Below are 25,396 nucleotides of genomic sequence, written 5' to 3'. Positions count from 1 at the left end.
TCACAAGAATTGCAAAGCTTTATACAATTAACTTATCCGATCTTTCCCAAGGGCGATCGCCCTTTCCGGAATGGGTACGGGCATTTTGCCCGCACCACCGATCCGTTCCTAACGCCTAACTCCCTAGCCCTTCAATCCCTCAACTAACTGGGCTTTCGCGGACGCCAACGCCGCTTTTAACTGACTCGGATCTCGTCCCCCCGCTTGGGCTAAATTGGGACGACCGCCGCCGCCGCCGCCGCAGAGTTTGGCGATTTGGCCGATAAATTTGCCCGCTTGCAAGCCTTTGGCGTTGACCTCCTGACTGAAGGCGGCGATCAAACTGACTTTTTCCGGGGTGGGAACCGACGCGAGAACCACTGCACCCTTGCCGAGTTTGGCGAGTAAGCGTTCCGCCGCCGTTTTGAGGGCATCCGGTTCGACGCCGTCGTCGAGTTGGGCGACTAAAATCTCAACCTCGCCGACGGATTCGGCTTGGGAAACCAGTTGGTCCGATTGGGCGATCGCCAGTTGCGCTTTAACCGCGTCGAGCTCTTTCTGAGTCGCTTTCAGTTCGTTTTGCAAGTTGGTAATGCGATCGGGAATTTCATCGGGTTTGACCTTAAATCGTTCGCTCAAATCCCGGACGACGCGATCGCGCACTTCCAAATAATCCAACACCGACGGTCCCGCGACCGCTTCGATCCGGCGAATTCCGGAAGCTACCCCGGTTTCGGACACGATCTTAAACGCCCCGATTTCCGCCGTATTGCGAACGTGGGTTCCGCCGCACAGTTCCATCGAAACTCCTGGAAAATCGATGGTTCGGACCTGTTCGCCATATTTTTCGCCGAACATGGCGATCGCCCCTTTCGCTTTAGCCTCGGCTAAGGGCATCACGGCGATTTGGGCTTCGTGGGCTTCGGCAATCCACGTATTAATCTGGTCTTCGACTTGCTGCAACTCTTCCGGCGTCAGCGCCCGAGGACAGTTGAAATCGAAGCGGAGGCGATCGAACGCCACTAACGAACCCGCCTGAGAAATCGAGTCATCGACGAGTTTCTTTAACGCCGCTTGTAATAAGTGAGTGGCGCTGTGGTTCGCTTGGGCGCGACGGCGACAGGCGCGATCGATCTGGGCGCTGACGGGTTCGCCCACCCGTAGGGTTCCCCGTTCGACTCGCCCGAAATGCACGAAAATGTCCGATTCTTTCTTGACATCTTCGATGCGAACGACGACGGATTCCCCGGACAGATAGCCGCGATCGCCGATCTGACCCCCGGATTCGGCATAAAACGGAGTTTTTGGCAAAATGACCTGCACTTCACTCCCCGTTTCCGCTTCTTCGACCGATTGCCCTTTAACTAGTACCGCTTCGACGTTCACCGTCGATTGCACTTCGCTGTAACCGAGGAACTCCGTCGGATGGATATGTTCGGCGAGTTTGTCCAAACTTCCTTGAACTGTGAGATCGATGGTTTCGTGGGCTGCTTGCGATCGCTGGCGCTGTTCTTCCATCGCCGCCTCGAAGCCCGCCAAATCGACACTCAGCCCGCTTTCCTCGGCAATTTCTTGGGTCAGTTCCAACGGGAAGCCGTAAGTATCGTAGAGGACGAACGCATCTCTTCCCGAAATTTGCACGGGGTTACTGGCGAGAATCTCGGACAGGAGTTTTTCGCCGCGTTCGAGGGTTTCCAAAAATCGCGATTCTTCCCGTTCCAGTTCCCCTTTAATCGTCGCTTCCCGTTCGCGAACGTTGGGATAGGCGCTTTCGGACAGGGCGATCGCCGTTTCGGCGAGTTCGGCGGTAAAGGGTCTCGAAATCCCGATTAAACGTCCGTGACGGACGACGCGCCGGATTAAGCGCCGCAGGACGTAACCGCGCCCTAAATTAGATGCACTGACTCCGTCGGCGATCGTGTGGATCACGGCGCGCAAGTGGTCGCCGATCACTTTGAGGGACACTTTGGTTCGATCGTCGCTGTCGCCGTAGCGAATTCCGGCAATTTTGGCCGCCGCTTCGATAATTGGGAAAATTAAATCGGTTTCGTAGTTATTCGGGACTTTTTGCAGGATCTGCGCCATGCGTTCGAGTCCCAATCCCGTATCGATATTTTGATTCTGTAACGGGGTCAAGTTTCCTTCGGCGTCCCGGTTATATTGCATGAATACGAGGTTGTAAAACTCGATAAACCGGGTGTCGTCTTCGAGATCGATCGCCGCATCCCCTTTCTCTGGGTGGAAGTCGTAGTAAATTTCCGAACACGGTCCACACGGTCCGGTCGGTCCGGACGCCCAGAAGTTATCTTTTTCTCCCATTCTCTGAATCCGATGGGCGGGGATCCCGATGTCGTCGCGCCAGATCCCAAAGGCTTCGTCATCTTCTGTAAAGACGCTGACGACGAGCCGTTCTGGAGGTAAGTTAAAGACTTTGGTGGACAGTTCCCACGCCCAGGCGATCGCCTCTTTTTTAAAGTAATCCCCGAAACTGAAGTTGCCCAACATCTCGAAAAAGGTGTGGTGTCTGGCGGTTCGCCCCACGTTTTCGATGTCGTTGGTTCGGATACATTTTTGCGAGGTGGTGGCGCGGGGAAAGTCGGGCGATCGCTGTCCTAAGAAAATTGGCTTAAATGGCAGCATTCCGGCGATCGTCAGCAATACGGTGGGATCTTCCGGAATCAGCGAAGCACTCGGCAGGATCTGATGTCCGCGTTTGGCGTAGAAGTCTAAAAACTTTTCTCGGATTTGTGCGCCTGTCAGAAACTCGGGAGAAGAAGCCATAACTGGGTGACAAGAGAACCTATTCTAACTATTTCTATTGTTTCTATTCTGACATTGCTTGGTCCGATCGCGTTTGTTCTCGCCGATGGGGAGGGACTCTCTGTGGGGCGCGATCGCCTTTTCTCCCTGTTCGACAACGTCCCCAGTCCGTGCAACCGCCAACAACAAAGCCCAGTAGTGCAAACTACCGGGCTTTTGCGAAGAACGAGAATAAACCTCATAGACAATATCGATGGGGTTCGATCCTCCCAATCTTAACCCTTCAGGACGATTCTCCTCCGGAGACGCTACGCGAACGCGATCGAACCGATTTCAGCCTGTTTCCAGACTCACCGAACAATCCCGGCGACTACTCCCTCCCCGTCCGAGTTCGCACTGTTTTTCCAGGGCGATCGATGGGTTGACGGTGGTGGAAGCCGAGTTTAATTTTTGGACGTTTTCGGGGATACTCTCGGATAAGGAAAGATTAAATATGGATGCTGAAGCGATTGCTGAAACCGCCAAAATCGGTGTCAGCACAACCCTTATTCGTGAATGATTCATGAGTGCGATCTTCCTGGATAACGTTAACGATCGAGGGTTTGAAATTTATAATTTCCTTAGAGGAAGAGAATTACCACGCTCGTCTCGGACCTCTCGGACCGGGATAGGGTTTGATGGGTTCGTGCTTTCCAACTTGTCCGGCTTCTGCACTCCGATATTTTTCAACTGTAGAAAAATTGGCAGCTAAACTAACTAAGATACAAGTCAACAGCAAGATAGAAGCACTGATACGCATGAATAGAAATCCTCTCGCTTTTTACTTCTCTATACGGCGAGGAAAAATGGGCATCAGGATAAACTTGCAAGACAAATAAAATGCAAGGCTGAAGTTAGTTTTAAATTGATTTTTCCGGATCGATCGCCTCAGAAATTGCAAGGAACGAGCAGAGGCGATCGCCCCAAGGGAACGGTTAATAGCCGTTTCCGGCGATCGCGGGTGGAGTGTGGTGCTGCGGATTCCCCCATCGCCGTGCGGGTGGCGGGTCAATCTGGCTTAAATATGAAGGTGAAATGTAAAGTTTAGTAACGGTTGCTTGGCGCTTTCTCAGGCTCGTGCTACTTTAATATTCAAGCACCTCAAGAAAGTCTTGAATATCGCTGAAGTTCAAGCACGGAAATAGAGGACGAAGGCATCGAGGTGTTTCGGCCTGAAGTCCGATCGCAGTGGCCCTCAAGGGCGCTGAAGCTGGAGTCATCCGGCAGCAAGGTGAGGTCAAAGTCGAGCCTCGATCGGCTGAGTGTAAAAGCTCGGTTCGCTTGCTAAGATCGCTGCGGTTCTTATCAACTAGAGTTGTTTATTGTAAAACCAGAAGGTTCATTTTCAGGTTACTTATTCTTCTGAGCAATCCTTTGCTAACTTCTTAAGTGGGTCTTGCGATCGCGGCAAGACCCCCATTGTTTTTTTGGGTGTTTTTTGTTGTTGTTTGTGGGGACTACTCCCGGGTCGCCGACCAGGGAATTTCCGGATCGCCTGCCAGTTCGAGAGCGACGGCGAACGCCCCAAAACGATTGAGATGACTCGGATCGGCGAAATATTCCACCCGAGTCGGCCACAACTGACTCAAATCGCGAAAGATAAAGTTGTGTTCGGCAGCCAAACGCTGCATTTGCTCGCGGAACAGACGTTCGGCGTCCGAGCGGGTGGGGTCTAAATAGTCTTCAGTTAACGGTAAATTGACGATGACGAGGGGGATCTGCTGGGCTTCGCTGAAGCGGGCGATCGCCCGGAGTGCGCTTTGTTGCTCTCCTTGCAAACTAAAAGCAGCATAATCGCCGTCGTAGCGTCCCGGAACCCGGGGAAACGTTTGATAGTACGTAGCCGGATCGTAGCGATCGGTCACCGGAAAAAAGCCCGTCGGTTGCAGGTGTTCCGCCAGTTGTCCGGACATCACCGCGTCCAAGGTCGGCAACGGCGGGGGCGGTTCGGCAGGTTCGCCGCCCAACCAACTCATTTCTTGTTGTCGTTCTTGATAAGTTTCCCGAAGTTCGGTTCCCACCAGGCTCAACCAACCGCGCACGGCTTGATAACTCGTCGCCAGCATTTCCCGGGGATCGTCGCTGGGGGTGACGACGATCGCCTTCGTTTCCGTCGGAGCGATCGCGTTTACCCGTGCCACTTCTACGGGGGGCGCTGGCAATGATAAGGGGCGATCGCCTTGGGACAAGCGTTCGTATCCCGCAGAGGTAACGATCGCCTCGTAGGTGCGATCGCGCCGACCGCTATTGAAGGCGCGCACTCCATCGGCCCAGAGAATCAATTGCGGTAACTGTTCCGGAGTAAAAATATCGCGCAGTAAAACATCGATCGCCTGAGCGGTGGCGCCATTGATCCCGAAGTTAAACACTCGCACTCCGGGATAACCGTGATGGGCGAGGGCTTGTTCGAGGGCGATCGGATCGATCCCCTGGAGCGATCGCGAACTGCCGACAATTAAAACATCCGGCGGCCCCGATTCCTCTAAAAACTGCTGGTAAAGGCGCAATTGGGCGTCGAGGCGATCGCTGTTAAAGCTGGGAAATGGCCCAGCAGGTTTAGACTGACTCGCGGCCCCTTCAGAAAAGGTCGGTCTCGGTTGGGCGGCGAGGCGATCGCCCGGGTCGCCGACGACTACAGCACAGAGCAATCCTACCGCGATCGACACAAATCGTTTCATAACGCAGGGCCTACGAGCATTCAAGAGCATCTTTTATAGGGGGGCAAGCGGATTTACAAGGCAGACCGCGCGAAAACCGGAGATCCCGAAAACTGCCAACATCGATCGGCAGCGAGACCGGACGACGTGCCGATCGCGCGATCGCCATTCTCTCCCCTGCCATTGTAGGATGGCCACGTTGAATTGACCTGAATCGGGGGCGATCGCCCCACGAAGATCGACCCTCGATCGAGCGGCATCGGTCGGTTGGGAAAAAATTATCGAGGGCAACCGTAAATTTACGTAATTTTTTTGTTTAAAGATTGCATTTTATTACAACTGGATACATTTTGCGATCGCCCAGTGCTTAACGATCTGCGTCAAACGCCCGAGCCAACGAAGCTAGCGTCGCTAGAGCAAAGTCCCCAGCCCGCCAAAAAAAAGTCAAAAAATTTTGCCAATTGTGCAGAATCTTCACAAGTTTTTCACAACTACCGTCTAACGTTAGAAGTAACCAAGGTTCATACCTGTTCGTGACTTGCTTTCAAAACCGATTTCAAAACCGCTAGCCAGTGTTTTAATATCTTTTTAATTTCGCCTTCTTTTTTAAATACCTGCTGGCTGGCTTATAACAACCCGAGACCCAGACCCCTCAAAGGTCTGGGTCTCATATTTTGGAAGGATTTTGGACGGGCGCCCCCGCGAACTAACCGACGAGACGGCGCATCATGCTATTGGCTTGGGAAGCATAGCCCCCCCCAAATAAATTGAAGTGGTTGATGATGTGGTAGAGGTTGTAAAGGGTTTTGCGCTCGGCATAGCCCGCAGCCAACGGCCAGACCTCGTTATAGCCCTGGTAGAACGCGCCGGAGAAGCCGCCGAACAGTTCCGTCATCGCTACGTCCACCTCGCGATCGCCGTAATAGGTCGCCGGATCGAAAATCACGGGTTCGCCGTCCGCCGTCGCCGACGCATTGCCGCCCCACAGATCGCCGTGAACCAGAGACGGTTGGGGGTCGTGACCGGAGAGTAAATCCGGGATGGCCTCTACGAGGCGATCGCCCAACGGAAAACTGCCCCCCTTGCGACGAGCTAAGTCCAATTGGTAACCGATGCGGCGAACCGCCCAAAACTCGGCCCAATCGTCCGTCCAGGGATTGACCTGGGGGGTCGAGCCGATCGTATTATCCCGATCCCAGCCGAATTTCGACCCGACGGATTCCCGGTGGAGGCGGGCGAGTTGCCGCCCCATTTGAGCCGCCACCTGGGAGCCTCCCCCACCGAGATCCAACCATTCGAGGACGATATAGGCGGAAGACCCAGAAACCCCAGTACAAATGGGTTTGGGAACGCGAATCGTGTGGGTTTCCCACATTTGTTCGAGTCCCAAAGCTTCGGCTTCAAACATCGACAGACCCGAAGCGCTGTTGAGTTTGACGAAGTAGGCGCGATCGCCACTCCCGAGGCGGTATCCTTGATTGATACAGCCACCAGCGACCGAACGGCGATCGCTTGCCTCAAAAGCATCTCCCGTGACTTCGCCAATGTGCCGGACAATCTTATCCCACATAATGATTGCTACTCAAAACTGCCGTCATTTGGGCTTCATTGTCGATCGATTTGCGCCCCGTGTGAACGGTCGAGCTACTCGGCGGGACGATCCAAGGCTTTCAGCAACGCCTCGCCCATGGCTTTACATCCTACGGCAGTCATGCCTTCCGACATGATATCCCCGGTGCGATAGCCCTCATCGAGAACTTGCAACACGGCTTTTTCAATTTTTGAAGCCGCCTCGGGCTGGTTCAAGCCGTAACGCAGCATCATCGCCGCACTCAGAACTTGGGCGAGGGGATTGGCGAGATCGCGCCCGGCAATATCCGGCGCCGACCCGTGGACGGGTTCGTAGACCCCCGGACCGGAAGCGCCGATACTGGCGGAGGGTAACATCCCGATACTGCCCGTGAGCATGGCGGCGGCGTCGGAGAGAATATCGCCGAAGAGGTTTCCCGTAACGATCGTGTCGAACTGTTTGGGCCAGCGAACTAACTGCATGGCGGCATTGTCTACGTAGAGATGAGACAGTTCGACATCGGGATAGTCGGCGGCGATCGCCGTGACGCGATCGCGCCATAATTGAGAGACATCGAGGACGTTGGCCTTATCCACAGAACAGAGTTTGCTCTGACGCTTGCGAGCTGTTTCAAAGGCAACCCGGGCGATGCGATCGATTTCCGATTCCGTATACGCCATCGTATTGACGCCACGTTTTTCCCCGGTTTCGGTCTCGAAAATCCCTTTCGGCTGCCCGAAATACACCCCCCCCGTCAGTTCGCGAACCACCATAATATCGACCCCTTCGACGACTTCGCGCTTCAAACTCGACGCATCGACGAGCTGGGGTAGAATCGTGGCGGGGCGTAGGTTAGCGAACAAGTCCAGTCCCGCACGCAAGGCCAGCAATCCGGTTTCCGGGCGTTGGTGGCGCGGCAAGTTGTCCCACTTGTAACCGCCGATCGCGGCCAGCAGCACGGCGTCACTGCGGCGACAAGTCTCTAGGGTGGCTGCCGGGAGGGGTTCTCCGGTCGCGTCAATGGCAGCACCGCCGATGGGGGCTTCTTCAAACTGAAACTGGAGGTCGTGTTGCGGGCCGATGGCGTTGAGAACCTCTACCGCCACTGCCATAATTTCAGGGCCGATTCCGTCACCGGGCAACAGGGTAATGCGGTAGTTCTGGGTCATGATTGGGTTATAAAATCTTGCAAATTATTAATCATACCTGGGAAAGGGTCGTCCAAAAGTGTTGGATCGTATTTGAAAATTTCAATTTTGAGGGAATCGGAGTCAAGCAATGGGATTTAAGAAAATTTTAGTGGCGATCGCGCGATCGCCCGAAGCGGATCGGGTCTTCGAGACGGCGTTGACTTTAGCCCGTCAGGAAGGCGCGAATTTGTACGTTTTTCACTGTCTCGGGGTCGGCCCGGTGGCCCTCGGACCGGGGGCGGATCTCTATGGAGAAGGAGCCGTCAATTCGGCTCAAGTGCAACAAGAGGTGATTAAAAAAGAAATGGAAGATGTCGAGAAATGGTTGCACGACTATCGCAAACAGGCGCGCGGTTTGGGGATTCCCGCAGAATTCGAGTATCAAATCGGCGATGCGGGGTGGTGGATTCGCGAAATTGCGAGCCGTTGGGGAGCCGATTTAGTCGTGGTGGGCCGTCACGGGCGATCGTCCCTCGCCGAATTCTTCCTCGGTAGTGTCAGCAATCATGTTTTGCACCACGTCAAATGTTCGGTTTTGGTGGTACAAGGGGAGGCGGAATCGGGCATCGAGACTCGGGAATCGTTCTAATAGACCTGTGGCAAAATCGTTTTGCAAACTTGTTAAAAGATTTGTCATTTAAGGGGTTTTTCAGAAATTTTCCCTGATGATGAAACAGGTCTAATTTAAACTTTCTCCTCCGGCGGGCGTTCATTTTGACCGCTTCGCGCAGATGTTGAGATTTTTGGCGATCGCCGCGATCGCTGTTGGTTTCAATTTTTATCAACAAGCCATGTTAAAACCTCTCCTTTCGGCCACAATTTTAGGCTTGGCAACCTTTTTGCCCCTCGTTTCCGTGGCGCAAGCCCCACGAGAATATAACTGCAATACTCGGGAAGTGTGGACGCCCGAAAAACGGATTTGGTGTCAGGCATTAGAACAGTAGCAGCAATTTTTATCAAAATAATCCGGACGATACCCAGATCCGCGATCGCTTTATTGCCGGATATAAAAGTGGCCTGCACGATGCCGTCACGATTGGCAATCCGACGATCGCCCAACCGCCAACCGGGGCGAGCGAAGCCGATTTAGCCTATAGTGATGGCTATATTGCCGGATTTCAAGCCCACGCCAGCGATCGCGCCAATCCTCGGGCGATCGAGGGGTCTTGTCGTCAGGTGAATACGGACAATGACCCGCTCAATCTACGCAAACGTCCGACGACGGATTCGGAAATTATCGGCACCTTACCCCGAGATGCGGTCGTTTATATCCTCGATCCTCCGGATAACAATTGGGTGCCGATTTCGACCACGGGAGTCGAACTCGACGGTTACGTTTATGCCCCCTATTTGCGCTATTGTAATTCGGAAGCGGCAGGAGAGCAGCCGATTTTAAGCGATCGGGTTTATGGAGAGTGCGGCGATCGCTCTTGTGAGGAATTATTGAGTGAATTAAAGGAGATTTGGCCGGAACAAACCCGTCAGTATCTAGAGGAATGTCCCTCGGATCGGGCGTTCTCTTTACAAGTTTTTCAAAACACCAACCAAAGCCGTAAGGTATTGTGGAGCTGTTGGGAAAAAGACTTAGAAGAAAATGGCGATCGCTACGGCGAACCTTTGGGGTTACTGCCCTTTCCTGGAGAAGAACGAGAATTTTTAGCCGCATGGCCCGAGGTCGAACCCTATTCCCAAGTGTGGCAAGAACGCGAACCGGAAGAAGTGGCGACGATTCGGTTTAAATGTGCCACCGAAGGGGGAAGTTTGAATTTATTAGTCACCGAGGCGGGCGATCGCGTCAAAGCCGAATGTTATTTTCAAGCAGGCGTTATCTTAGTCGATGCCAATCAAGATTTCGTCTCCGACGGCGAACTCAATCGCGGTGCTTCCGTCGGTCCGGTTCTGGGAACCTTCGAGCTAGATTGACAACTCCCCTTCAAGAAGGATCGAGGTTACGAAAGGTTTGCCACCATCGGTTTAACGGGAAGTAAACCACCGGAGCCCAAAGGCTGCTCAAAATTGCCGAAGCCAGGGCGAGGGGTTGGTGAGTCGTCCAAATTTCACTCAACGTCCGCTCTCCCGTGAGGCTGAATTGCAGCGCCAAGATCGTTTCCGCCAAGAGGGCCATACCGAAAACGACCAACGCCACGGAAATAAAATCTTCTTGGAGATATTTTTGTTTTTCCAAGCGGGCCGTCAACAGACCGACAACCGCCAAACTAATCGCGTGGGTGGGTTCGGCTGAGGTCATGGCATCTTGAAGCCATCCCACCACCAACCCGGCAACGATTCCTTGCCAGGGCTTGCGTTTGAGGCTCCAAGCCACGACCCAAATCAAGGCCCAATTGGGTGCGATGCCGAGCAGTTCGAGGCCCGGCAAGCGCGTGGGCAACATTAACAAACACAGAAACAGGGAACCGACAACGATCGCCGCATTGAGCAATCTCAGCGAACTGGTCGGCCAATAGGATAAATTCCTCATGTCATCCTTGTTCTCGCTCTGGTTGTTCCGGAGTCCCTTCCAGGGGGGGCAATTCGTCCGTTTCTTGGTGGGGATAGACGACGACCCACTCCAAGGAACTCAAGGGAGCTGACAATTCGATCACCGCTTCCGGCGCCGGACTTTTATTGAGATCGACGCTTTCCACGCGACCGACGGACAATCCGGAAGGGAAGATCCGACTGTAAGAGGAGGTGGCGACCACGTCTCCGGTTTTGACGTCCGGCACTTTGTCGAAAAACTCGACCACGGCGCGGTTGGCGGCTTTCCCGCGCATGACGCCCATAAAGCGACTGCGGCTGATCGTCACCCCCAAGCGAGAACTCGGATCGCTAATCAACAGAACGCGACTGGTATGGGGGGTCACTTCCATCACTCGTCCGACGACCCCGCCGGGGCTGGTGACGATGTAATTTTTTTGAATCCCTTCCTCACTGCCGCGCCCGATAATCACTTGCCGCCACCAGTGATCGGCACTGCGACCGACAACCGGGGCGACAATACCTTCTTGTTTCTGGTCGGAAACATAATCGAGGAGTTTTTTGAGCTTTTGATTTTGCGCTTCGAGTTCGACGACGCGCTGTTCGAGTTCGGCGACTTTGGCGTTGGTCAGTTGCTCTTGAGAAGTCGGTTCGGACTGGAAGGGACGAGTCACCACTTGATAGACCTCAAAGATGGCGGCCCCTTGGGTATAACGAACGAAGAGGGCAGCGCTCACCGTCAGGCCCACTAAGGCGACGTGCAAACCATGCCGATCCCACCAGCGACGTAATGTGTACATTGATAGTCTTTAGAGTCTCAACTTGCAGAAGGGTTCCTCACGATCTCGGGCGATCGCGGGGAATTACATCGTTCTCGAACGACCGCTAAAGACACGCTCTAGCTGTTTGAAGTTTTCCAAAACGCGACCCGTTCCCAAGACTACACAACTGAGGGGGTCGGCAGCAACGTGAGTGACGATTCCGGTTTCGTGACTGATCAGGGTGTCGAGTCCTTTTAATAAGGCACCGCCTCCCGCCAACATGATGCCGCGATCGATAATATCTGCCGCCAGTTCCGGGGGAGTGCGTTCTAAGGTTCGCTTGACCGCTTCGACAATCACCGCCAGGGGTTCGGCCATACTTTCGCGAATTTCGGGTCCTTTGATCGTCACCGTTCGCGGTAAGCCGGACAGCAAGTGCAGACCTCTAACTTCCATGACCGCATCGTCATCTTCGTGGGTCGGATACGCCGAACCGATTTGAATTTTAATTTCTTCGGCGGTCCGTTCCCCGATGACGAGGTTGTGAACTTTCTTCATGTACTGGGAAATCGATTCGTTGAGTTCGTCCCCAGCCACGCGAACGGATTCGCTGAGTACGGTCCCTTGCAAACTCAGCACCGCGACCTCGGTGGTTCCGCCGCCGATATCGACGATCATGTTTCCGGTCGGTTCGGCGACGGGCAGTCCGGCGCCGATCGCCGCCGCGACGGGTTCGTCGATCAGATACACGTCGCGCGCCCCCGCTTGAGATGCGGCTTCCATCACGGCCCGCCGTTCCACCCCGGTGACACCACTGGGAATCCCGATCACGATACGCGGCGACACTAAGGCTCTCCCTTCGTGAACGCGGCTGATGAAGTGCTTGAGCATTAACTCGGCAGTGTCGAAGTCGGCAATTACGCCATCGCGAAGGGGGCGCAAGGCGATTACATTTCCGGGCGTCCGACCCAGCATTTTTTTAGCATCTTCACCGACGGCTAAGGGGATTTTTTCATCTTTATCAATGGCAACGACGGAAGGTTCTTGAAGGACAATACCTTTACCAGATACATATACTAGAGTGTTGGCGGTACCGAGATCGATACCCATGTCCCGAGATAAGGAAAAGCGATTGAAAAGACCCACTCGTTTCTACGCCCCCAAAATTGCAATGCTATGCGACGACAATGTAACAGAAATGTTAACCGAGTTGGATTCTATTACGTTTTCTCCTCTGAGTCTAGTCAGTGAGGAAGAATTGTATCGATTACCTAACCCGGTTGTCTCCCCACTATAATCCCTAGGACTTTCCGGGCAATCCGGAGAGAATCGACCGGGTTATGCGATCGCCAGTGGCGTTGCGCGCCCGCCCCTCGTAAGCTTCCAAGAATCACAACGGCGCTCTTAAAAATGCCCCTTGTGCCACCGTTCGCCTATGGTTCTCACCGTTTACAGACTCCCTCGAATCTGTTCGACTTGCGCTGAAGTCTTACGGAGGCGCGATCGCCCGTTCGCGATGGTTTTCAACTGAGTTTTTGCCGCCTTCTCAAAAGGCATTTTTGCTCGAATTTAAGCTTTTTATTTTAAGTTGCACGAATACTTTCGAGAATGGATTTCTTTCGGCTCGATAAAAATGAGGGTGAAATCACCGAGGGTTAACATAAAAGATCGCGATCGCCCCTCGATTTCAAGCGGGGAACTCCCCTCCCTCCTTCCCTTAAACCTCCCAGGAAAACCATCGGACGATCGCCCGTCATCTCCCTCGGCGCCACGAGCAATTCTCCTGGGGAGATGCTACGCGAACGTCCCAGCGCCCCAAACCGCCTCCCTCTTACCCTCTTTCGTAGCGACGGTCCGACCCGACGATCGCTCTAGGTGCGATCGCGGGCGATCGGTGCAACCTCCAACCATAGCAAATCCCTAAGTTCTCTGTTAGTCTAGATCCGAATCGAATCGTTATCTTAATTCCGCGCCAAACTTCGATCGGTTGGACAGAATTTAGTCGCATTTCGATCGCCCAATTGTCGTTGAAATTACTTGTTTTTTCGAGTATGAGTCTTAATGTTGTCACCTTAGTCGGTCGCGTCGGAATGGACCCCGACGTTAGATATTTTGAATCGGGAACCGTTAAATGTCGTTTGACCTTAGCGGTCAATCGCCGCACTCGCCATAGTGACGAACCGGATTGGTTCAATTTAGAACTGTGGGGAAAAACCGCAGAAGTTGCCGCCAATTACGTTCGCAAAGGCAGTTTAATTGGCGTCACTGGAGCGTTAAAATTCAATCATTGGATCGATGCGACGACCAAAGCCGAACGTTCCTCTCCGGTTATCAAAGTAGACCGTCTCGACTTGCTCGGTTCCAAACAAGATAACGAGCGATCGATGGCATCGTCAAATGCATATTCCAATTATGAAGACGATGAATTTTAAACTCGCCACCGTGGAGCGCGATCGATGAATTACTGGCTGCTCAAAACCGAACCCGGCGATTATACTTACGGCGATTTAGAACGCGATCGCCACACCGTTTGGGATGGGGTCAAAAATAACTTAGCGCTCAAAAATTTACGCCAGATCCAACCGGGAGATTTGGCCTTAATTTACAACACCGGAAAAGAACGGCGAGCGGTGGGAATTGCTAAAATTACCAGCATCCCTTATCCCGACCCCAAGCTCGACGATCCCAAACGCACTGTCGTCGATCTTGAAAGCGTTCGTCCCCTCAACCATCCCGTCAGTTTAGCGCAAATTAAAGCGGACGAAAGCTTCGATCGATTTGACTTAGTCCGCCTTCCTCGCCTGTCAGTGATGTCGGTCGATCCAGGATATTGGCAGCGTATTTTAGAATTGGCGGGAGAACCCGGAGAGAACGGGTGAATTTTCAGGCGATCGCCTCTTAACTTCTAAATTTTCAGGCGATCGCCCTCGATTTAAATTCGTTAAAATGAATTATTAATTCACTTAAAATCAAATTGCAGGCGAGATTTACCTCGTCAATCCAAAATGGCGTATCACCTATCTGCCGCCAAATTACAAACCTATCAAAGTTGCCCGAAAGCGTACTATTTTAAATACGAACGCGGGTTACCCGGTGGGGGATTTGGCAAATCGCAAGCATTAGGAACCGCTTTACACAAAGCCTTAGCGCAAATTTATCAAGATTGGGATTATCTCCAGCCGATGCCTAGTTTTGAATGGCTGGAATATTGCTGGCAAAATCATTCTCAAGACCTCGATCCGGGTCAGTTTCGCGAAGGTCTGACGATTTTAAGAAACTATTACGATCGCTTCATGACCGAGTTGCCGAGTTTGCGCCGTCCCCTCGCCGTAGAAGGGAAAATACAAGCTCCTTGGTTTCTAGATAATATCGAATTTACCTTATCCGGACGCTACGATCGCCTCGACTGGTTGGGAGACGATCTCGAACTGATCGATTATAAATCAACTAAAGAAATTAAATCCCTCGATTCAAACCGGATCGACCTCCAACTGGGATTGTACGCGATCGCCCTCAAACATATTTACAATTGTCGCTTAAAAAAACTGAGTTTAATTTATTTGCGAACGGGAGATAAGATCGAATTTGAAGTGACCCCAGAACATGACAGGCGGGTCCGTCAAACGATCTCCAAAATGGCCAAACAATTGCGCGGCGAACGAGAGTGGAAACCGCATCAAACCAAAGCTTGCGATCGCTGTCAGTATTCCCGCTATTGTCCCGCCATTCACGCCGAACCCGACCCTTTACCGGAAAGCGCCAAACCCGAGAGAGAGTTACAATTAACCTTAGATTTGTAACTGCATCGACGATCCGGCGATCGCCCGGTCGCCAACCCTAAATCTTAGGAAAGGAGAGAATCGACCTCCTCCCTGGGGAGCGAACGGGGTTGAGAACCGTTCTAAAAATCGATCTGTAAATTCGGCGATCCCTCGGCTAAGATAAGGCGTAATTCGATCGCCGATCGGGCGATCGAACGTTCTTATAATAAGCCAAAAATCTTAATGATGAAACCAAAATTGAGCCAACCGATCGCGATCGCCATTGTTTCTTTAGTCGCTTGGTTGGGAGTCGTTCCCGTCCCCGAGACCGCCACCGGAAACGCTCGTGCAACCGAGATTTCGAGCGCCGCGATCGCCCAACTCTCCGACCGCGAACGGGACCAATTAAACCGGGGTCAGGCGATCGTTACGGGGGAAAAAGGTTCCTATGTCGCTAAAGTTTTAATTCCCGCAGGACAAGCGACCGTATGGGAAGTCTTGACCGATTATCGTAACTTTTCTCGGTTTCTTCCGAACGTGGTTTCTTGTCAAGTTTTAGAAGCAACGGGCAATCAAACCACGATCGAACAAATTGACGAACGTCAAGTGTTCGGATTGGGGGTGCGATCGCGCATCAAAACCGTCAATATTAAAACCCCACAAACCCGCATTGACTTCCGTCAAATCGAGGGAGATTTAACCCGTTTAGAGGGATATTGGACGATCGAAACCGTCACCACCTCCCCCGGCGATCGCTTCGTTCTGCTCACTCAAGTCGTACAAGCGCAACCCAATGACAGTACGCCAAAAGGGATTTTTTACAGCATATTTCAAGATGCCTTAGCCGATACCCTCGGCGCCTTACGACAAGAAGCGATCCGGCGATCGTGAATTCCTAAAAGTGCCTGAATTAAGTTTCGGGAATTGTCGTTCCTCGATGGAGGAACGACATCGAGGGGAACCATGGCGGACGCAATTATAAGAAACTCTCAAAACTGCCCGTTTCAATAATTCCATTCGGATCTGCCGTTGCAGTTATCAACTGCTCGACTTGAACCGGAGTTAAATTGGGATTGGCACTAAGAATCAACGCCGCCACCCCAGCGACCACCGGAGACGCCATCGAAGTCCCTTCCCAAAAGGCAAAATTACTGGTGGTCAACGAAGAATAAACATCTACCCCCGGTGCAACCACATAATCGCGTAAATCCGTATTGGCGCGGGTGCTGAAATCGGCGATCGCGCGATCGCGGTCCACTGCACCGACGGCGAGTCCGTATTCCGTCGCCAAATCTGCCGGATACTTCGGCCCGCTAAAGCGTTTGCCCCCGGAAAAGCGACTCAACCCGTCATTCCCCGACGACATCACCACCACCACGCCGCGATCGTTCGCATAACTGAGGGCGTCTTGCAACGACGGAATCGGCGCCGACCCGCCCAAACTCAAATTAATCACCTGCGCCCCATTATCCACCGCGTAACGGATACCCGCCGCGACACTGTCTTCGCCTCCGACCAACGGATCGATCGCCCGAACCGCCATCACCCGAGCATTCGGTGCGATTCCCGTCATTCCCACCCCGTTATTTTCCCCGGCGATAATTCCCGCCACGTGGGAGGCGTGACCTTCCAAAGGATTCAAGTCGCGCACTTCGTTATTCCCCTCGAAGAAGTTCCATCCCCGAACATCGTCAACAAAGCCGTTCCCGTCGTCGTCAACGCCATTTCCGGGGATTTCGTCCTCATTGCTCCATACATTATCGTCGAGGTCCGGATGGGTATAATCGATCGCCCCGTCGATGACCGCCACCGTCACCCCTCGACCCGTATAACCCCGTTCCCACGCCGCCGTAGCCCCGACCAAATCAACGGCCCAGCCACTGGTCCCTAACCTCGGTCCGGGGGCAAACGGTTCGCTACCGATCGCCGCCGCCACCGCCGCCGCCGCATTCGGGATCCCGTAGCCGAAACTGCGGCTGTAACGTTGGGGAACGAGGCTCAATTCGTAATAACTTTGTTCCGCCGCCGACGGAGTGACCGCCAGGTGATAAGACCCCGGTCCGAGGTTGTCAAAATGAATTTCTTCCGGAGTCGTGGCGCCTTCCACTCCCCGGGCCACCACTTCGTCCGCTTCGGCGATTCCGTCGGCGTTGCGGTCGTGAATCAACTGCACGTCGGCGTTGGCGCTGAGGCGATCGAGAAAGACACTCAGATCGCGCGGCGTATCGATTTGAAAGTGGTAGAAATCGGCGGGATTGTCCAGACCGATGCGACCGCTTTGACGGATCGGGCGATCGAGTAAACCTAAATCGGTCGCTTCCGGTAAATTGTCCCCGGCGGGATTGAGATCGACCCCTACGGGTTGGGCCTCCAGCCACAAATTATACGAGGTTTCTTTCTGCGCTTGGGCGAGGCGCACGAAATAGGTTCCCGGGGCTAAAATGCGGTTAATCTGGTCTTGGTATGCCCCGGATGCTTCCGATCCATCCACGATCTCGTCCGGATCGACTTGTCCGTTGTTATTGCGATCGCGGATCAGATATAAGTGAGCGTTCCCCGTCATGTCGTACAAATAGAGGCCGACATCGCGGAAAGAATCGAGGGTAAATTGATAGTAATCTTCGCGATCGCCCTGTCCGAGAAAGTCATTTTTAATTTGAATGTCTTCCGTCAACACGCCGATATCGTGGGCGCTGGCGAGTTGATTTCCGGCGCCGTCGGCGGGGGGATCGACCTCCGAACTTTCCACGGTCAGGAAATAGGGGGTATCGCCGCGAACTTGCGCCACGCCGATGTAATACGTGCCCTCACTCAGGAGGCGATCGATTTGTGGGGTCGGGGTTTCGGTGGGGGAAGGATAGACGACAAATTCCTGAAAGTCGAAGCCGCCGTCGTTGTTGATATCGTGAATCAGAATTAAATTGGCACTTTGGGCGAGGCGATCGAGTTTGATGCTGACCTGACGCAGTTCGCCGACATCAAGCTGGTAAAAATCGTAAGGATTGACTTCGCCGATAAAGTCCGCGTGTTCGTGGCGATCGCGCAAGCGTCCGATCGCCCCAAACCCCACAGGAAAGATGTTTCCAGCCCCGCCATTGGGAACCCCAGTGGGAATCGATTCGAGATGCAAGCGATATCCCGTCTCTTCCGAGAGGGTAGAAACGCCGATAAAATAGCGTCCCGCTTGTAAATTCGTCCCTCGAATCGCACTCGGAAACGGATCGGTCCCGTCGGCGGGTCGCAGGGAATCGAAAAATTCCTGGGCGTCGATTTCCCCATCCCCATTAAAATCGACGGGGACGCGCTGGGTATCCGCTTGGGTGGGGACGATCTCGCCGTTATCGAGTACGCCGTTATTATTGCCGTCTCGATACAGATTGAGATTGACTTTCCCCGCTAACCCTTCGAGGCGGACGCGCAAATCTCGCGGGGAGTCGAGGAAGAAGCTGTAAAAGTCTTGCGGGTCGTCGCGACTAATAAAACCGTCGATCGCGTCCGGTCGGACTAGGTTACCGAAGTCGAAGGCGGTCGCTAAGGTATTTCCGCCTAAATCCGGTCGGCTGAGAATTTGGGCGGGAGTGGCGCTGACTTTGAGTTGGTAGGCGGTGGGGGTGTCGTTTTGGCTGACTTTGACGAAGTAGTTCCCCGGGGCCATCGCGTAGCGATCGATCTGGGATAAGGGCGCGCTTTCGGCGAGGATGGCAGTTTCGGCTTCGGCTTCGTCGAGGAAACCGTTACCATCGCGATCGCGGATGAGGGAGAGTTTCGCGGCGGCGCGATCGCCTTCGACACTGACGCTGAGATCGCTAAAGGTATCGATGCTAAATTTATAATAATCTTCGTTATCGATCGCGTCGAGTTCGGGCCGCACTGCCGGGTCGGCGCCGACGAGGCGGGAACCGACCAGTCCGCCGAGATCGCCGGGTAAATAGGGGCGACCTTCCCACAATCCGTTGGCGAATAAATGGTTGAAGGCTGCTTTCGGGTCGCCGCCCAGGGTTGAGTTTAAATCGGGATTGGCCGATAAATAAAAGTTTAGATCTAAAAATTGAGAAAATTGGCGATTTTCCGCGATCGCCCGCTTTTGCAAATGCTCGAATAAGTTTTCGCGATCGTCGCCGAACGCTGCCGCCAAATCGGGGTTTTTACGGGCGTAAAAGTCGAGATCGACGATGGCGGAAAAGGTTCGCCCTTCTTCAATGCCGTATTTTTTTAAATGTTCGTACAGTTCCCGATTGTCCAATCCGGCGCGTACTAAATCCCGATTGGCTTGTCGGTAAATATCGAGATCGACGAACGGTGAAAAGGAACGTCCTTCTCTCAATCCGGCATTTTTGAAGTGATCGAAGAGTTTTTGCGGGGTATTCAATCCCGCATTGGCTAAGTCTGGATTGAAGGCGAGATAGTAGCTGGCATCGAATAATTCTACAGACATCGATCCGATTCCCCGAGGCGTTTGGCATGGCTTCTTTGACTCTTATTCAAATCGGGGGTTCCGAGGCGATCGCTCGTTTCACGGAGTGGGGAATCGGGAGGAGGTCGAGGGGAAGGAGGGAGATTAGAGTTGGCGTTGGAGCGATCGGTCGTACTCTTTGACGGTCAACCAACCGCGACGAATGGCATATAGGAGGCGATTGACCAGCATTTCGTCTTCTAGGTTGAGAGAACAGGCGAGAAGTAGGTTTCTCAGTTGTTGACGTTCGAGGCTGGTAATTCTACCCTCATGCCAAGCTTGAGCAAAAATTTCGGTCAGGTTGTCGTCGGTGAGCATAGCTGGAAATTCTCGCTGGAGGTTACGTTGCAGCAAACATCTCCCCCAGTGTGAACGGTTTGGGCTAAAACTTCGGTGATTTCAGTATTTTTGCGGTGGTGATATTGGTCGCGATTCGGATCGGATCTCGATCTGGGTTCGGTGGCGATCGCTTCGGGCGGATCGAGGCGATCGAAATCACAAATTGGTGTGATAAGATACAATACCTACGGCGATCGAGATCGCAGCAAAACCGGAGCCGTCCCTCGCTTTTAGCGCGGTCGGACGGGGTTCGCGATCGCCGTTGATTTGAGGTTGGCGCTTCAGTTATTCCCTCGGTCGATCGGTTCGAGCTCATCGGTGGTTTGGGTTTATCTTTGATTTTGTTTGTTGGTAAAAATGAGTCTTTCATTTATTGGCTCTCCTTTTAAAATTTCGCGATCGCTCCTGGTTTAAAATTTGTGGAAATCCCTAAAGAAGAGATCGGTTAATTGGGGCGATCGCGCGATCGAAGTTGAGGGCGACGATCGGGATCGATTCACAGATAATTAAAACCGATTTATTGAGCAGAGATAAAATTTTTCATTCCCAGGAGCAAAACCGAAAAGATTCTCTTATTTCTGCCCCCTAGCCCATCGCGACCGGGTAGGGAAACAGGGGATCGCCGTGGCGAGTTCGGGCGATCGCCTCGCCAACGATCCCCAGGGGCGAATGGGGTCAAAGTTGCTCTATTCCTTTTACCGCAAGGGTTTTCCAGTTTCAAGCGATCGGCGATCGCCCCAAGGATTTAAGTTTGCCGCCCTACAATTTCCCAGAAGAACGGCGATCCCCCGTGGCGCTGAGGTCGGCAGTGATGGCGAATCCAAACCCCGCGCCGGGATCGAATTTCCCTCTAGGGATAGATTGTTTTCAAGAAAAAAATCGATACATTTTTCTTATCTTTAAAATTTTTTTAAAGGTCGGTATTGAGAGCAACAAAACCCCCAAATTTAAAGTGGTTGTGCTATAAAAAATAAAGGCAGCTCAGTTGACCGATTTTGAGGCTACTCAATCCCTCTCTAGATGGGGACTCTTATAAAGATGCATAAAGACGAATTTCATCGAGAACTGAGTAAATGTAGGTCGTTTATAGGATTTACGATTTGCATTGCGATCGCTAATTTTGTCTCCTCGGTAGCACCGGGGAGTTCGTCCCTGCTCGAACAAACCCTACAGTGGACCACGGGGACTCAGAGCGCGCGATCGGCTCCCGTGGCGGAGATAGGGCCAAGCCCTCGCTTCGAGATCGCCCGCGATCGCGTTGTAACCCCCGTTCAAGACGATCTGGGGGCGGCAATTTCCGAGTATGACAAAAGCCGAGGGGGAGTCTGTCCGTCCTCTAGGGAAGTCAACGGCGCTGCGACCCGTTCTGACTTTTGGACGTGGATGGAAACGACAGACATCGAACAGTGGAATTTGTACGAACAGCAGTTATTGGGGGTCGGGCCATTCGATCCGCAGCCAGGTCGCCTCAATGCAGAGAGTGCCAGCGATGCAGAGCCTTTGAACGCTCACCCGTGTAAAGAGCATTTAGCCCGACGCTAATCGGGGCGAAGCCGGGGGAAGGGAAATACGAAGCGCAACACCCACCCCCGACCGAGGAGATCGCCTCAAGCCAACAGATTCAGACAGAGTTGACGGAAGTGATGCCCGCGCTCTTCAAAATTTTGATAGCGATCGAAACTGGCACAAGCCGGAGACAGCAAGACCACCCGCGCCTCGACTTCAGGAGCCAACTGAGCGGCGCGAGAGACCGCCCGTTCCATCGTCTCGACAATTTCGTAGCGAGAATTGCCGACCTGTTCGAGACGGCGGGCGAACGCTTCCGCCGCGTCGCCGATCAGCAGAACCGAGGCGACTTTTGCCTCGATCGCCTTCAGCCAGCCCGTATCGTCTCCCGCTTTCGCTTCTCCCCCGGCAATTAAAATCGCTGGGGCCTCCACGGAATTCAAGCCGACTTCCGCCGCGTCGTAATTGGTCGCCTTACTGTCGTTGATAAACTCAATGCCGTTCCAGGTGCAGATGCGTTCCAGGCGGTGGGGAACGCCGGGAAACTCCGCCACCCCGCGCGCGATCGCCGCTTCGTCCAACCCTGCCAAGCGGGCGACCGCCACCGCCATCAGCAAGTTTTGCAAATTGTGATTTCCGGGCATTCGCAGGCGATCCACCTGCACCACGGGTTCGCCGAGGGCGATCGCCCAACCGTCCTCAATATAAACCCCCTTTTGCGGGTCGCCGAGTAAATTACTTTTTCCTTGAATACTCGTCCAACAGGCATCGGGCCAGCGATCCGGCGCCGTTTTGCGTAAATACGGATCGTCGCCGTTAAGCACCTGAAACTGCGATTTTTCCAATAACGACGCCTTAATCTCGTAATAGCGATCTAACGACCCGTGACGACTGAGGTGATCCGGCGTAAACGTCGTCCATACCCCGATACGCGGGGCTACGCCCGTCGAAGACTCGATCTGATAGCTGCTGATTTCCGCGATCGTCCAGTCCAGTGGGGGGCTGCCCTCCTTCGAGCGAGCGTCGCTCAACGCCAACTCGCACGCCGCATAACCGATATTCCCACAGGCGGGAGCGTGGAGGCCCGCCGCCTTGAAAATCGCCGCAATCAGCGCCGTCGTCGTCGTTTTCCCGTTCGTTCCCGTAATCGCCACCCAGGGAACCCGGTTCAAATGACGCCACGCCAGTTCCATTTCGCCGATGGTTTCGATGCCGAGCGATCGCGCCTCCACCAAGGGCGGACAATCCCAGGGAACCCCCGGACTGACTACCACTAAATCCAAACCGGGAGACGGATCGAATCCCTCTCCCAGTCTGACGTCAATCCCTTCCGCGATTAACTGCTGCTGTTGCTGCTGTAGGGTTGGGTTGCAGTTGCGATCGCTCAAGATCACCTGCCAACCTTCCCGGTTTAACAGTTGGGCCGCCGCCGCGCCGGATTTTCCGAAACCAATGACATGAGCTTTTGGCATAGATCGTATGTGTGTGAGGATTTCCCTGAGAAAACCACCCGAGCGCGATCCTCCACGGGATAGCCCGGGTTGGAGCAATCCTTATGTTACCGCTTCGCCGTTAGCCAAGCGACGCCGGAGACGTTAAATTCTGGACGAGCGGGCGCGACCGATACGGGACTCCCCGGGGCTACGCCCGTCAACTTTTGACGATCGGGCCGAAATCGGCGAGAACGCGGGCGTGATTGCGTAACAACGCGATTAAATTCAAACGGTTGCGCCGGATATCCGGATCGGGATCCATCACCAAGACGCTATCTTCACCGTCGAAGAAATTCGTCACCACTGGAGTAATTTCGGCGATCGCCGCCACTAACTCCCCATAATTGCGACCGTCGCGCGCCGCTTTCGTCTTCGGCAATAACTCGCTCAACGCTTCGTAAAATCCGCGTTCCGAGGACTTTTGGAATAACTCCGGTTTCACTACCGCCTGGGGGTCGAGGGTGGCGGTATCCAAATCCCCCTGTTTCGCCAGACGCGCCGAACGATTCACCGTTTCGTAAATCTTCTCCAGGGTGCCGTCGCGGCGAATCCCCTGCAAGAATAAGGCGCGATCGCGCACGTCGAGCAAATCCGTCAGCGCCCGTTCCGTATATTCCGGGTCGTCTTCAAGCAGGATCGCATTGACCAAATCGTAATCGACGGCGCACTCTTCTTGTAACAAGGTCGCGATCCGTTGCAGGAAAAAGTCTTCCAACTGTTTTAAAAGCCGATCCGCCGTCGTTTCCGGACGGTCTGCGGCAAATTTAGCGGCGATCGCCTGCAGCAATTGCGCTAAATTCAGGGTTAACCCCGCTTCCCAGGTAATATTCACCACCGCGTTCGCGGCCCGGCGCAAGGCAAACGGATCCGACGACCCGGACGGTAACATCCCCAAACTGAAAATCCCGCCGAGGGTGTCGAGGCGGTCCGCAATCCCGACCACTTGTCCCGCTAAGGTTTGCGGGAGGCGATCGCCCGCCCCCCGAGGCAGGTAATGCTCGAAAATTGCCCGCGCCACGTTCTCCGGTTCGCCACAAGCGCGCGCGTATTTTTCCCCCATCACCCCTTGCAATTCGGGGAACTCGTAAACCATCTGGCTGACCAGATCGGCTTTACACAGCAACGCCGCCCGTTCGATCTCGGCGCGATCGCCCCCTTCGATTCCCAGTTGGTCGGCGATCGCTGCGGCGATCTCGACGATGCGATCGACCTTCTGGCGTAACGATCCTAAATCTTCTTGGAACGTTACCACTTCCAACTGCGGTAAAAAACTCTCTAACGGTTTGGCGACATCCGCCTTGTAGAAAAACTCCCCGTCCGCCAGTCGCGCCCGAATTACCCGAGCATTCCCTTCGGCGATCGTCTGCGACTTTTGCGGGTCGCCGTTGGAAACGGTGACGAAGTAGGGCAGCAGTTCGCCGCTACTCCCGTCTCCTTTCAATACCGGAAAATAGCGCTGGTGTTTGACCATCACCGTCGTAATCACTTCCGGGGGCAAAATTAAAAATTCTTCGTCGAACTGACCGACGACGGCGGTGGGCCATTCGACTAAGTTGGTCACTTCTTGCAGCAAGTCGTCCCCAATTTGAGCCGTTCCTCCCACTTTTTCGGCGGCGGCGCGCACTTGAGTTTCGATGGCGCCCCGACGGGCGTCGCCATCGACTTCGATATAGCCCGATCGCAAGCAGTCGAGATAATCTTTCGCTTCGGCAATTTCGATCGCCGACGGATGCAAAACCCGGTGACCCGCACTGTGACGCCCACTCGTGAGGGTTTCCGATTCGTTCGGAATTTCGATCTTCAAGACCTCGCGATCGAGTAAAGCGACGATCCAGCGCACGGGTCGCGAAAAGCGGATCTCCCCATCTCCCCACCGCATAAACCGTTTCCCGTCTAATTGGGTCAGCCATTGGGGGGCGAGTTCTTGCAAAATTTCGGCGGTGGGCCGTCCGCTTATTTTTTGGTTGACAAAGACAAATTCCCCTTTATCGGTTTCGCGAATTTCTAATTGACTCAGTTCGCAACCTTGTTTTTTGGCAAAACCTTGGGCCGCTTTGGTCGGTTTTCCGTCTTTAAAGGCGATCGCGGCGGGGGGACCTTTGATTTCTTGTTCGCGATCCGGTTGTTTGTCTGCTAACCCCTCGATAACGACGGCGAGACGTCTGGGGGTTCCGTAGACGCGAATGGCGTCGCCGTGCAGAAACTGTTCGTCTAACTGTTGGGGAATGAGCGATCGCCACTGCGCGATCGCTCCATCGATAAAATCAGCAGGTAATTCTTCTGTACCAATTTCAAATAAAAAGGTAGCCATATCGCACGCTAAATCGAGTAGGGACAGACAAAAAGAGCGCCACCTCTAACCTAGAGGCACACTCGCTTGAGTCTACAGACAAACATTAGAACAGTTTAC

At 53.7% G+C, this 25,396-nt stretch carries 22 protein-coding genes; 9 read left to right on the top strand and 13 right to left on the bottom strand.

What is annotated here, in order from left to right:
- Positions 1-123: 123 nt before the first annotated feature.
- The 3 genes from alaS to JJD41_RS09730 all read right to left on the bottom strand — a co-directional run bounded on the left by alaS (position 124) and on the right by JJD41_RS09730 (position 3,538).
- The gene (gene alaS, locus JJD41_RS09740) at positions 124-2,760 is read right to left on the bottom strand and encodes an alanine--tRNA ligase (RefSeq protein ID WP_200665743.1); all 2,637 of its coding nucleotides are present in this window, start codon (positions 2,758-2,760) and stop codon (positions 124-126) included.
- A gap of 312 nt (positions 2,761-3,072) precedes the next feature.
- Positions 3,073-3,279 carry a hypothetical protein gene (locus JJD41_RS24735; protein ID WP_234488570.1) on the bottom strand — a complete coding sequence of 69 codons (207 nt, stop codon included), beginning with the start codon at positions 3,277-3,279 and terminating at the stop codon, positions 3,073-3,075.
- Positions 3,280-3,373: 94 nt separating this feature from the next.
- Positions 3,374-3,538 (bottom strand): hypothetical protein, encoded by a 165-nt coding sequence (locus JJD41_RS09730; protein WP_168569696.1) that lies wholly within the window; start codon positions 3,536-3,538, stop codon positions 3,374-3,376.
- A gap of 105 nt (positions 3,539-3,643) precedes the next feature.
- Here JJD41_RS09730 and JJD41_RS09725 point away from each other — a divergent pair, with 105 nt between their 5' ends.
- Entirely contained in the window at positions 3,644-3,826 is a 183-nt protein-coding gene (locus tag JJD41_RS09725) for a hypothetical protein (protein ID WP_200665741.1), read from the top strand.
- Between the two features lie 409 nt (positions 3,827-4,235).
- Here JJD41_RS09725 and JJD41_RS09720 read toward each other — a convergent pair whose 3' ends face one another.
- The 3 genes from JJD41_RS09720 to leuB form a co-directional block, all read right to left on the bottom strand.
- Positions 4,236-5,456 (bottom strand): hypothetical protein, encoded by a 1,221-nt coding sequence (locus JJD41_RS09720; RefSeq protein ID WP_200665740.1) that lies wholly within the window; start codon positions 5,454-5,456, stop codon positions 4,236-4,238.
- A gap of 685 nt (positions 5,457-6,141) precedes the next feature.
- Positions 6,142-7,005 carry a fructosamine kinase family protein gene (locus JJD41_RS09710; protein WP_200665738.1) on the bottom strand — a complete coding sequence of 288 codons (864 nt, stop codon included), beginning with the start codon at positions 7,003-7,005 and terminating at the stop codon, positions 6,142-6,144.
- Between the two features lie 74 nt (positions 7,006-7,079).
- Positions 7,080-8,174 carry a 3-isopropylmalate dehydrogenase gene (gene leuB / locus JJD41_RS09705; RefSeq protein WP_200665737.1) on the bottom strand — a complete coding sequence of 365 codons (1,095 nt, stop codon included), beginning with the start codon at positions 8,172-8,174 and terminating at the stop codon, positions 7,080-7,082.
- A gap of 109 nt (positions 8,175-8,283) precedes the next feature.
- Here leuB and JJD41_RS09700 point away from each other — a divergent pair, with 109 nt between their 5' ends.
- The 3 genes from JJD41_RS09700 (at position 8,284) to JJD41_RS09690 (ending at position 10,118) form a co-directional block, all read left to right on the top strand.
- Positions 8,284-8,784, top strand: a complete 501-nt coding sequence (locus JJD41_RS09700; RefSeq protein WP_200665736.1) for a universal stress protein — start codon at positions 8,284-8,286, stop codon at positions 8,782-8,784.
- 142 nt (positions 8,785-8,926) lie between these two features.
- Entirely contained in the window at positions 8,927-9,139 is a 213-nt protein-coding gene (locus JJD41_RS09695) for a hypothetical protein (RefSeq protein ID WP_200665735.1), read from the top strand.
- Positions 9,140-9,371: 232 nt separating this feature from the next.
- A complete protein-coding gene (locus JJD41_RS09690; RefSeq protein WP_200665734.1) occupies positions 9,372-10,118 on the top strand; it encodes an SH3 domain-containing protein in 747 nt (248 codons plus the stop codon).
- 10 nt (positions 10,119-10,128) lie between these two features.
- Here the strand turns inward: JJD41_RS09690 and mreD are convergent, their stop codons facing one another.
- From mreD to JJD41_RS09675, 3 genes are all read right to left on the bottom strand, one after another.
- Positions 10,129-10,674: a rod shape-determining protein MreD gene (gene mreD / locus JJD41_RS09685; protein ID WP_200665733.1), complete on the bottom strand. Its 546-nt coding sequence runs from the start codon at positions 10,672-10,674 to the stop codon at positions 10,129-10,131.
- A 1-nt stretch (position 10,675) separates the two neighbouring features.
- Complete coding sequence (gene mreC / locus JJD41_RS09680) at positions 10,676-11,473, bottom strand: rod shape-determining protein MreC (protein ID WP_200665732.1); 798 nt, start codon at positions 11,471-11,473, stop codon at positions 10,676-10,678.
- Between the two features lie 63 nt (positions 11,474-11,536).
- Positions 11,537-12,544: a rod shape-determining protein gene (locus tag JJD41_RS09675; protein ID WP_168569687.1), complete on the bottom strand. Its 1,008-nt coding sequence runs from the start codon at positions 12,542-12,544 to the stop codon at positions 11,537-11,539.
- A 941-nt stretch (positions 12,545-13,485) separates the two neighbouring features.
- Between JJD41_RS09675 and JJD41_RS09670 the strand changes: the two genes are divergently transcribed.
- The 4 genes from JJD41_RS09670 (at position 13,486) to JJD41_RS09655 (ending at position 16,086) form a co-directional block, all read left to right on the top strand.
- A complete protein-coding gene (locus JJD41_RS09670; protein ID WP_168569685.1) occupies positions 13,486-13,866 on the top strand; it encodes a single-stranded DNA-binding protein in 381 nt (126 codons plus the stop codon).
- A gap of 24 nt (positions 13,867-13,890) precedes the next feature.
- Positions 13,891-14,313, top strand: a complete 423-nt coding sequence (locus tag JJD41_RS09665; protein ID WP_200665731.1) for an EVE domain-containing protein — start codon at positions 13,891-13,893, stop codon at positions 14,311-14,313.
- A gap of 126 nt (positions 14,314-14,439) precedes the next feature.
- Entirely contained in the window at positions 14,440-15,234 is a 795-nt protein-coding gene (locus tag JJD41_RS09660) for a RecB family exonuclease (protein ID WP_200665730.1), read from the top strand.
- Between the two features lie 204 nt (positions 15,235-15,438).
- A complete protein-coding gene (locus tag JJD41_RS09655; RefSeq protein ID WP_200665729.1) occupies positions 15,439-16,086 on the top strand; it encodes an SRPBCC family protein in 648 nt (215 codons plus the stop codon).
- 85 nt (positions 16,087-16,171) lie between these two features.
- Here the strand turns inward: JJD41_RS09655 and JJD41_RS09650 are convergent, their stop codons facing one another.
- Together JJD41_RS09650 and JJD41_RS09645 are read right to left on the bottom strand one after the other, a co-directional pair.
- A complete protein-coding gene (locus JJD41_RS09650) occupies positions 16,172-19,630 on the bottom strand; it encodes a S8 family serine peptidase (protein ID WP_200665728.1) in 3,459 nt (1,152 codons plus the stop codon).
- Positions 19,631-19,753: 123 nt separating this feature from the next.
- Positions 19,754-20,002: a hypothetical protein gene (locus JJD41_RS09645; RefSeq protein ID WP_234488569.1), complete on the bottom strand. Its 249-nt coding sequence runs from the start codon at positions 20,000-20,002 to the stop codon at positions 19,754-19,756.
- Positions 20,003-21,025: 1,023 nt separating this feature from the next.
- Here JJD41_RS09645 and JJD41_RS09640 point away from each other — a divergent pair.
- A complete protein-coding gene (locus JJD41_RS09640; RefSeq protein WP_200665727.1) occupies positions 21,026-21,529 on the top strand; it encodes a hypothetical protein in 504 nt (167 codons plus the stop codon).
- A gap of 65 nt (positions 21,530-21,594) precedes the next feature.
- Here the strand turns inward: JJD41_RS09640 and murD are convergent, their stop codons facing one another.
- Entirely contained in the window at positions 21,595-22,965 is a 1,371-nt protein-coding gene (gene murD, locus JJD41_RS09635) for a UDP-N-acetylmuramoyl-L-alanine--D-glutamate ligase (RefSeq protein WP_200665726.1), read from the bottom strand.
- 178 nt (positions 22,966-23,143) lie between these two features.
- Positions 23,144-25,297 (bottom strand): glycine--tRNA ligase subunit beta, encoded by a 2,154-nt coding sequence (glyS, locus tag JJD41_RS09630; protein WP_200665725.1) that lies wholly within the window; start codon positions 25,295-25,297, stop codon positions 23,144-23,146.
- Positions 25,298-25,396: the final 99 nt, after the last annotated feature.

Origin of the sequence: Oxynema mangrovii CENA135, assembly GCF_016632315.1 — a bacterium.
GTDB classification, from domain to species: domain Bacteria; phylum Cyanobacteriota; class Cyanobacteriia; order Cyanobacteriales; family Laspinemataceae; genus Oxynema; species Oxynema aestuarii.
This window is presented reverse-complemented; position numbering and strand designations above follow the sequence as displayed.

Coding starts and splice junctions, on each gene's coding strand:
- JJD41_RS09720 (WP_200665740.1), bottom strand. CDS start 5,456: ATGAAACGATTTGTGTCGATCGCGGTAGGATTGCTCTGTGCTGTAGTC.
- JJD41_RS09710 (WP_200665738.1), bottom strand. CDS start 7,005: ATGTGGGATAAGATTGTCCGGCACATTGGCGAAGTCACGGGAGATGCT.
- JJD41_RS09675 (WP_168569687.1), bottom strand. CDS start 12,544: ATGGGTATCGATCTCGGTACCGCCAACACTCTAGTATATGTATCTGGT.
- glyS (WP_200665725.1), bottom strand. CDS start 25,297: ATGGCTACCTTTTTATTTGAAATTGGTACAGAAGAATTACCTGCTGAT.
- JJD41_RS09660 (WP_200665730.1), top strand. CDS start 14,440: ATGGCGTATCACCTATCTGCCGCCAAATTACAAACCTATCAAAGTTGC.
- JJD41_RS09695 (WP_200665735.1), top strand. CDS start 8,927: ATGTTGAGATTTTTGGCGATCGCCGCGATCGCTGTTGGTTTCAATTTT.
- JJD41_RS09640 (WP_200665727.1), top strand. CDS start 21,026: ATGCATAAAGACGAATTTCATCGAGAACTGAGTAAATGTAGGTCGTTT.
- JJD41_RS09700 (WP_200665736.1), top strand. CDS start 8,284: ATGGGATTTAAGAAAATTTTAGTGGCGATCGCGCGATCGCCCGAAGCG.
- murD (WP_200665726.1), bottom strand. CDS start 22,965: ATGCCAAAAGCTCATGTCATTGGTTTCGGAAAATCCGGCGCGGCGGCG.
- mreC (WP_200665732.1), bottom strand. CDS start 11,473: ATGTACACATTACGTCGCTGGTGGGATCGGCATGGTTTGCACGTCGCC.
- JJD41_RS09650 (WP_200665728.1), bottom strand. CDS start 19,630: ATGTCTGTAGAATTATTCGATGCCAGCTACTATCTCGCCTTCAATCCA.
- JJD41_RS09655 (WP_200665729.1), top strand. CDS start 15,439: ATGATGAAACCAAAATTGAGCCAACCGATCGCGATCGCCATTGTTTCT.
- leuB (WP_200665737.1), bottom strand. CDS start 8,174: ATGACCCAGAACTACCGCATTACCCTGTTGCCCGGTGACGGAATCGGC.
- JJD41_RS09730 (WP_168569696.1), bottom strand. CDS start 3,538: ATGCGTATCAGTGCTTCTATCTTGCTGTTGACTTGTATCTTAGTTAGT.
- JJD41_RS09665 (WP_200665731.1), top strand. CDS start 13,891: ATGAATTACTGGCTGCTCAAAACCGAACCCGGCGATTATACTTACGGC.
- JJD41_RS09670 (WP_168569685.1), top strand. CDS start 13,486: ATGAGTCTTAATGTTGTCACCTTAGTCGGTCGCGTCGGAATGGACCCC.
- alaS (WP_200665743.1), bottom strand. CDS start 2,760: ATGGCTTCTTCTCCCGAGTTTCTGACAGGCGCACAAATCCGAGAAAAG.
- mreD (WP_200665733.1), bottom strand. CDS start 10,674: ATGAGGAATTTATCCTATTGGCCGACCAGTTCGCTGAGATTGCTCAAT.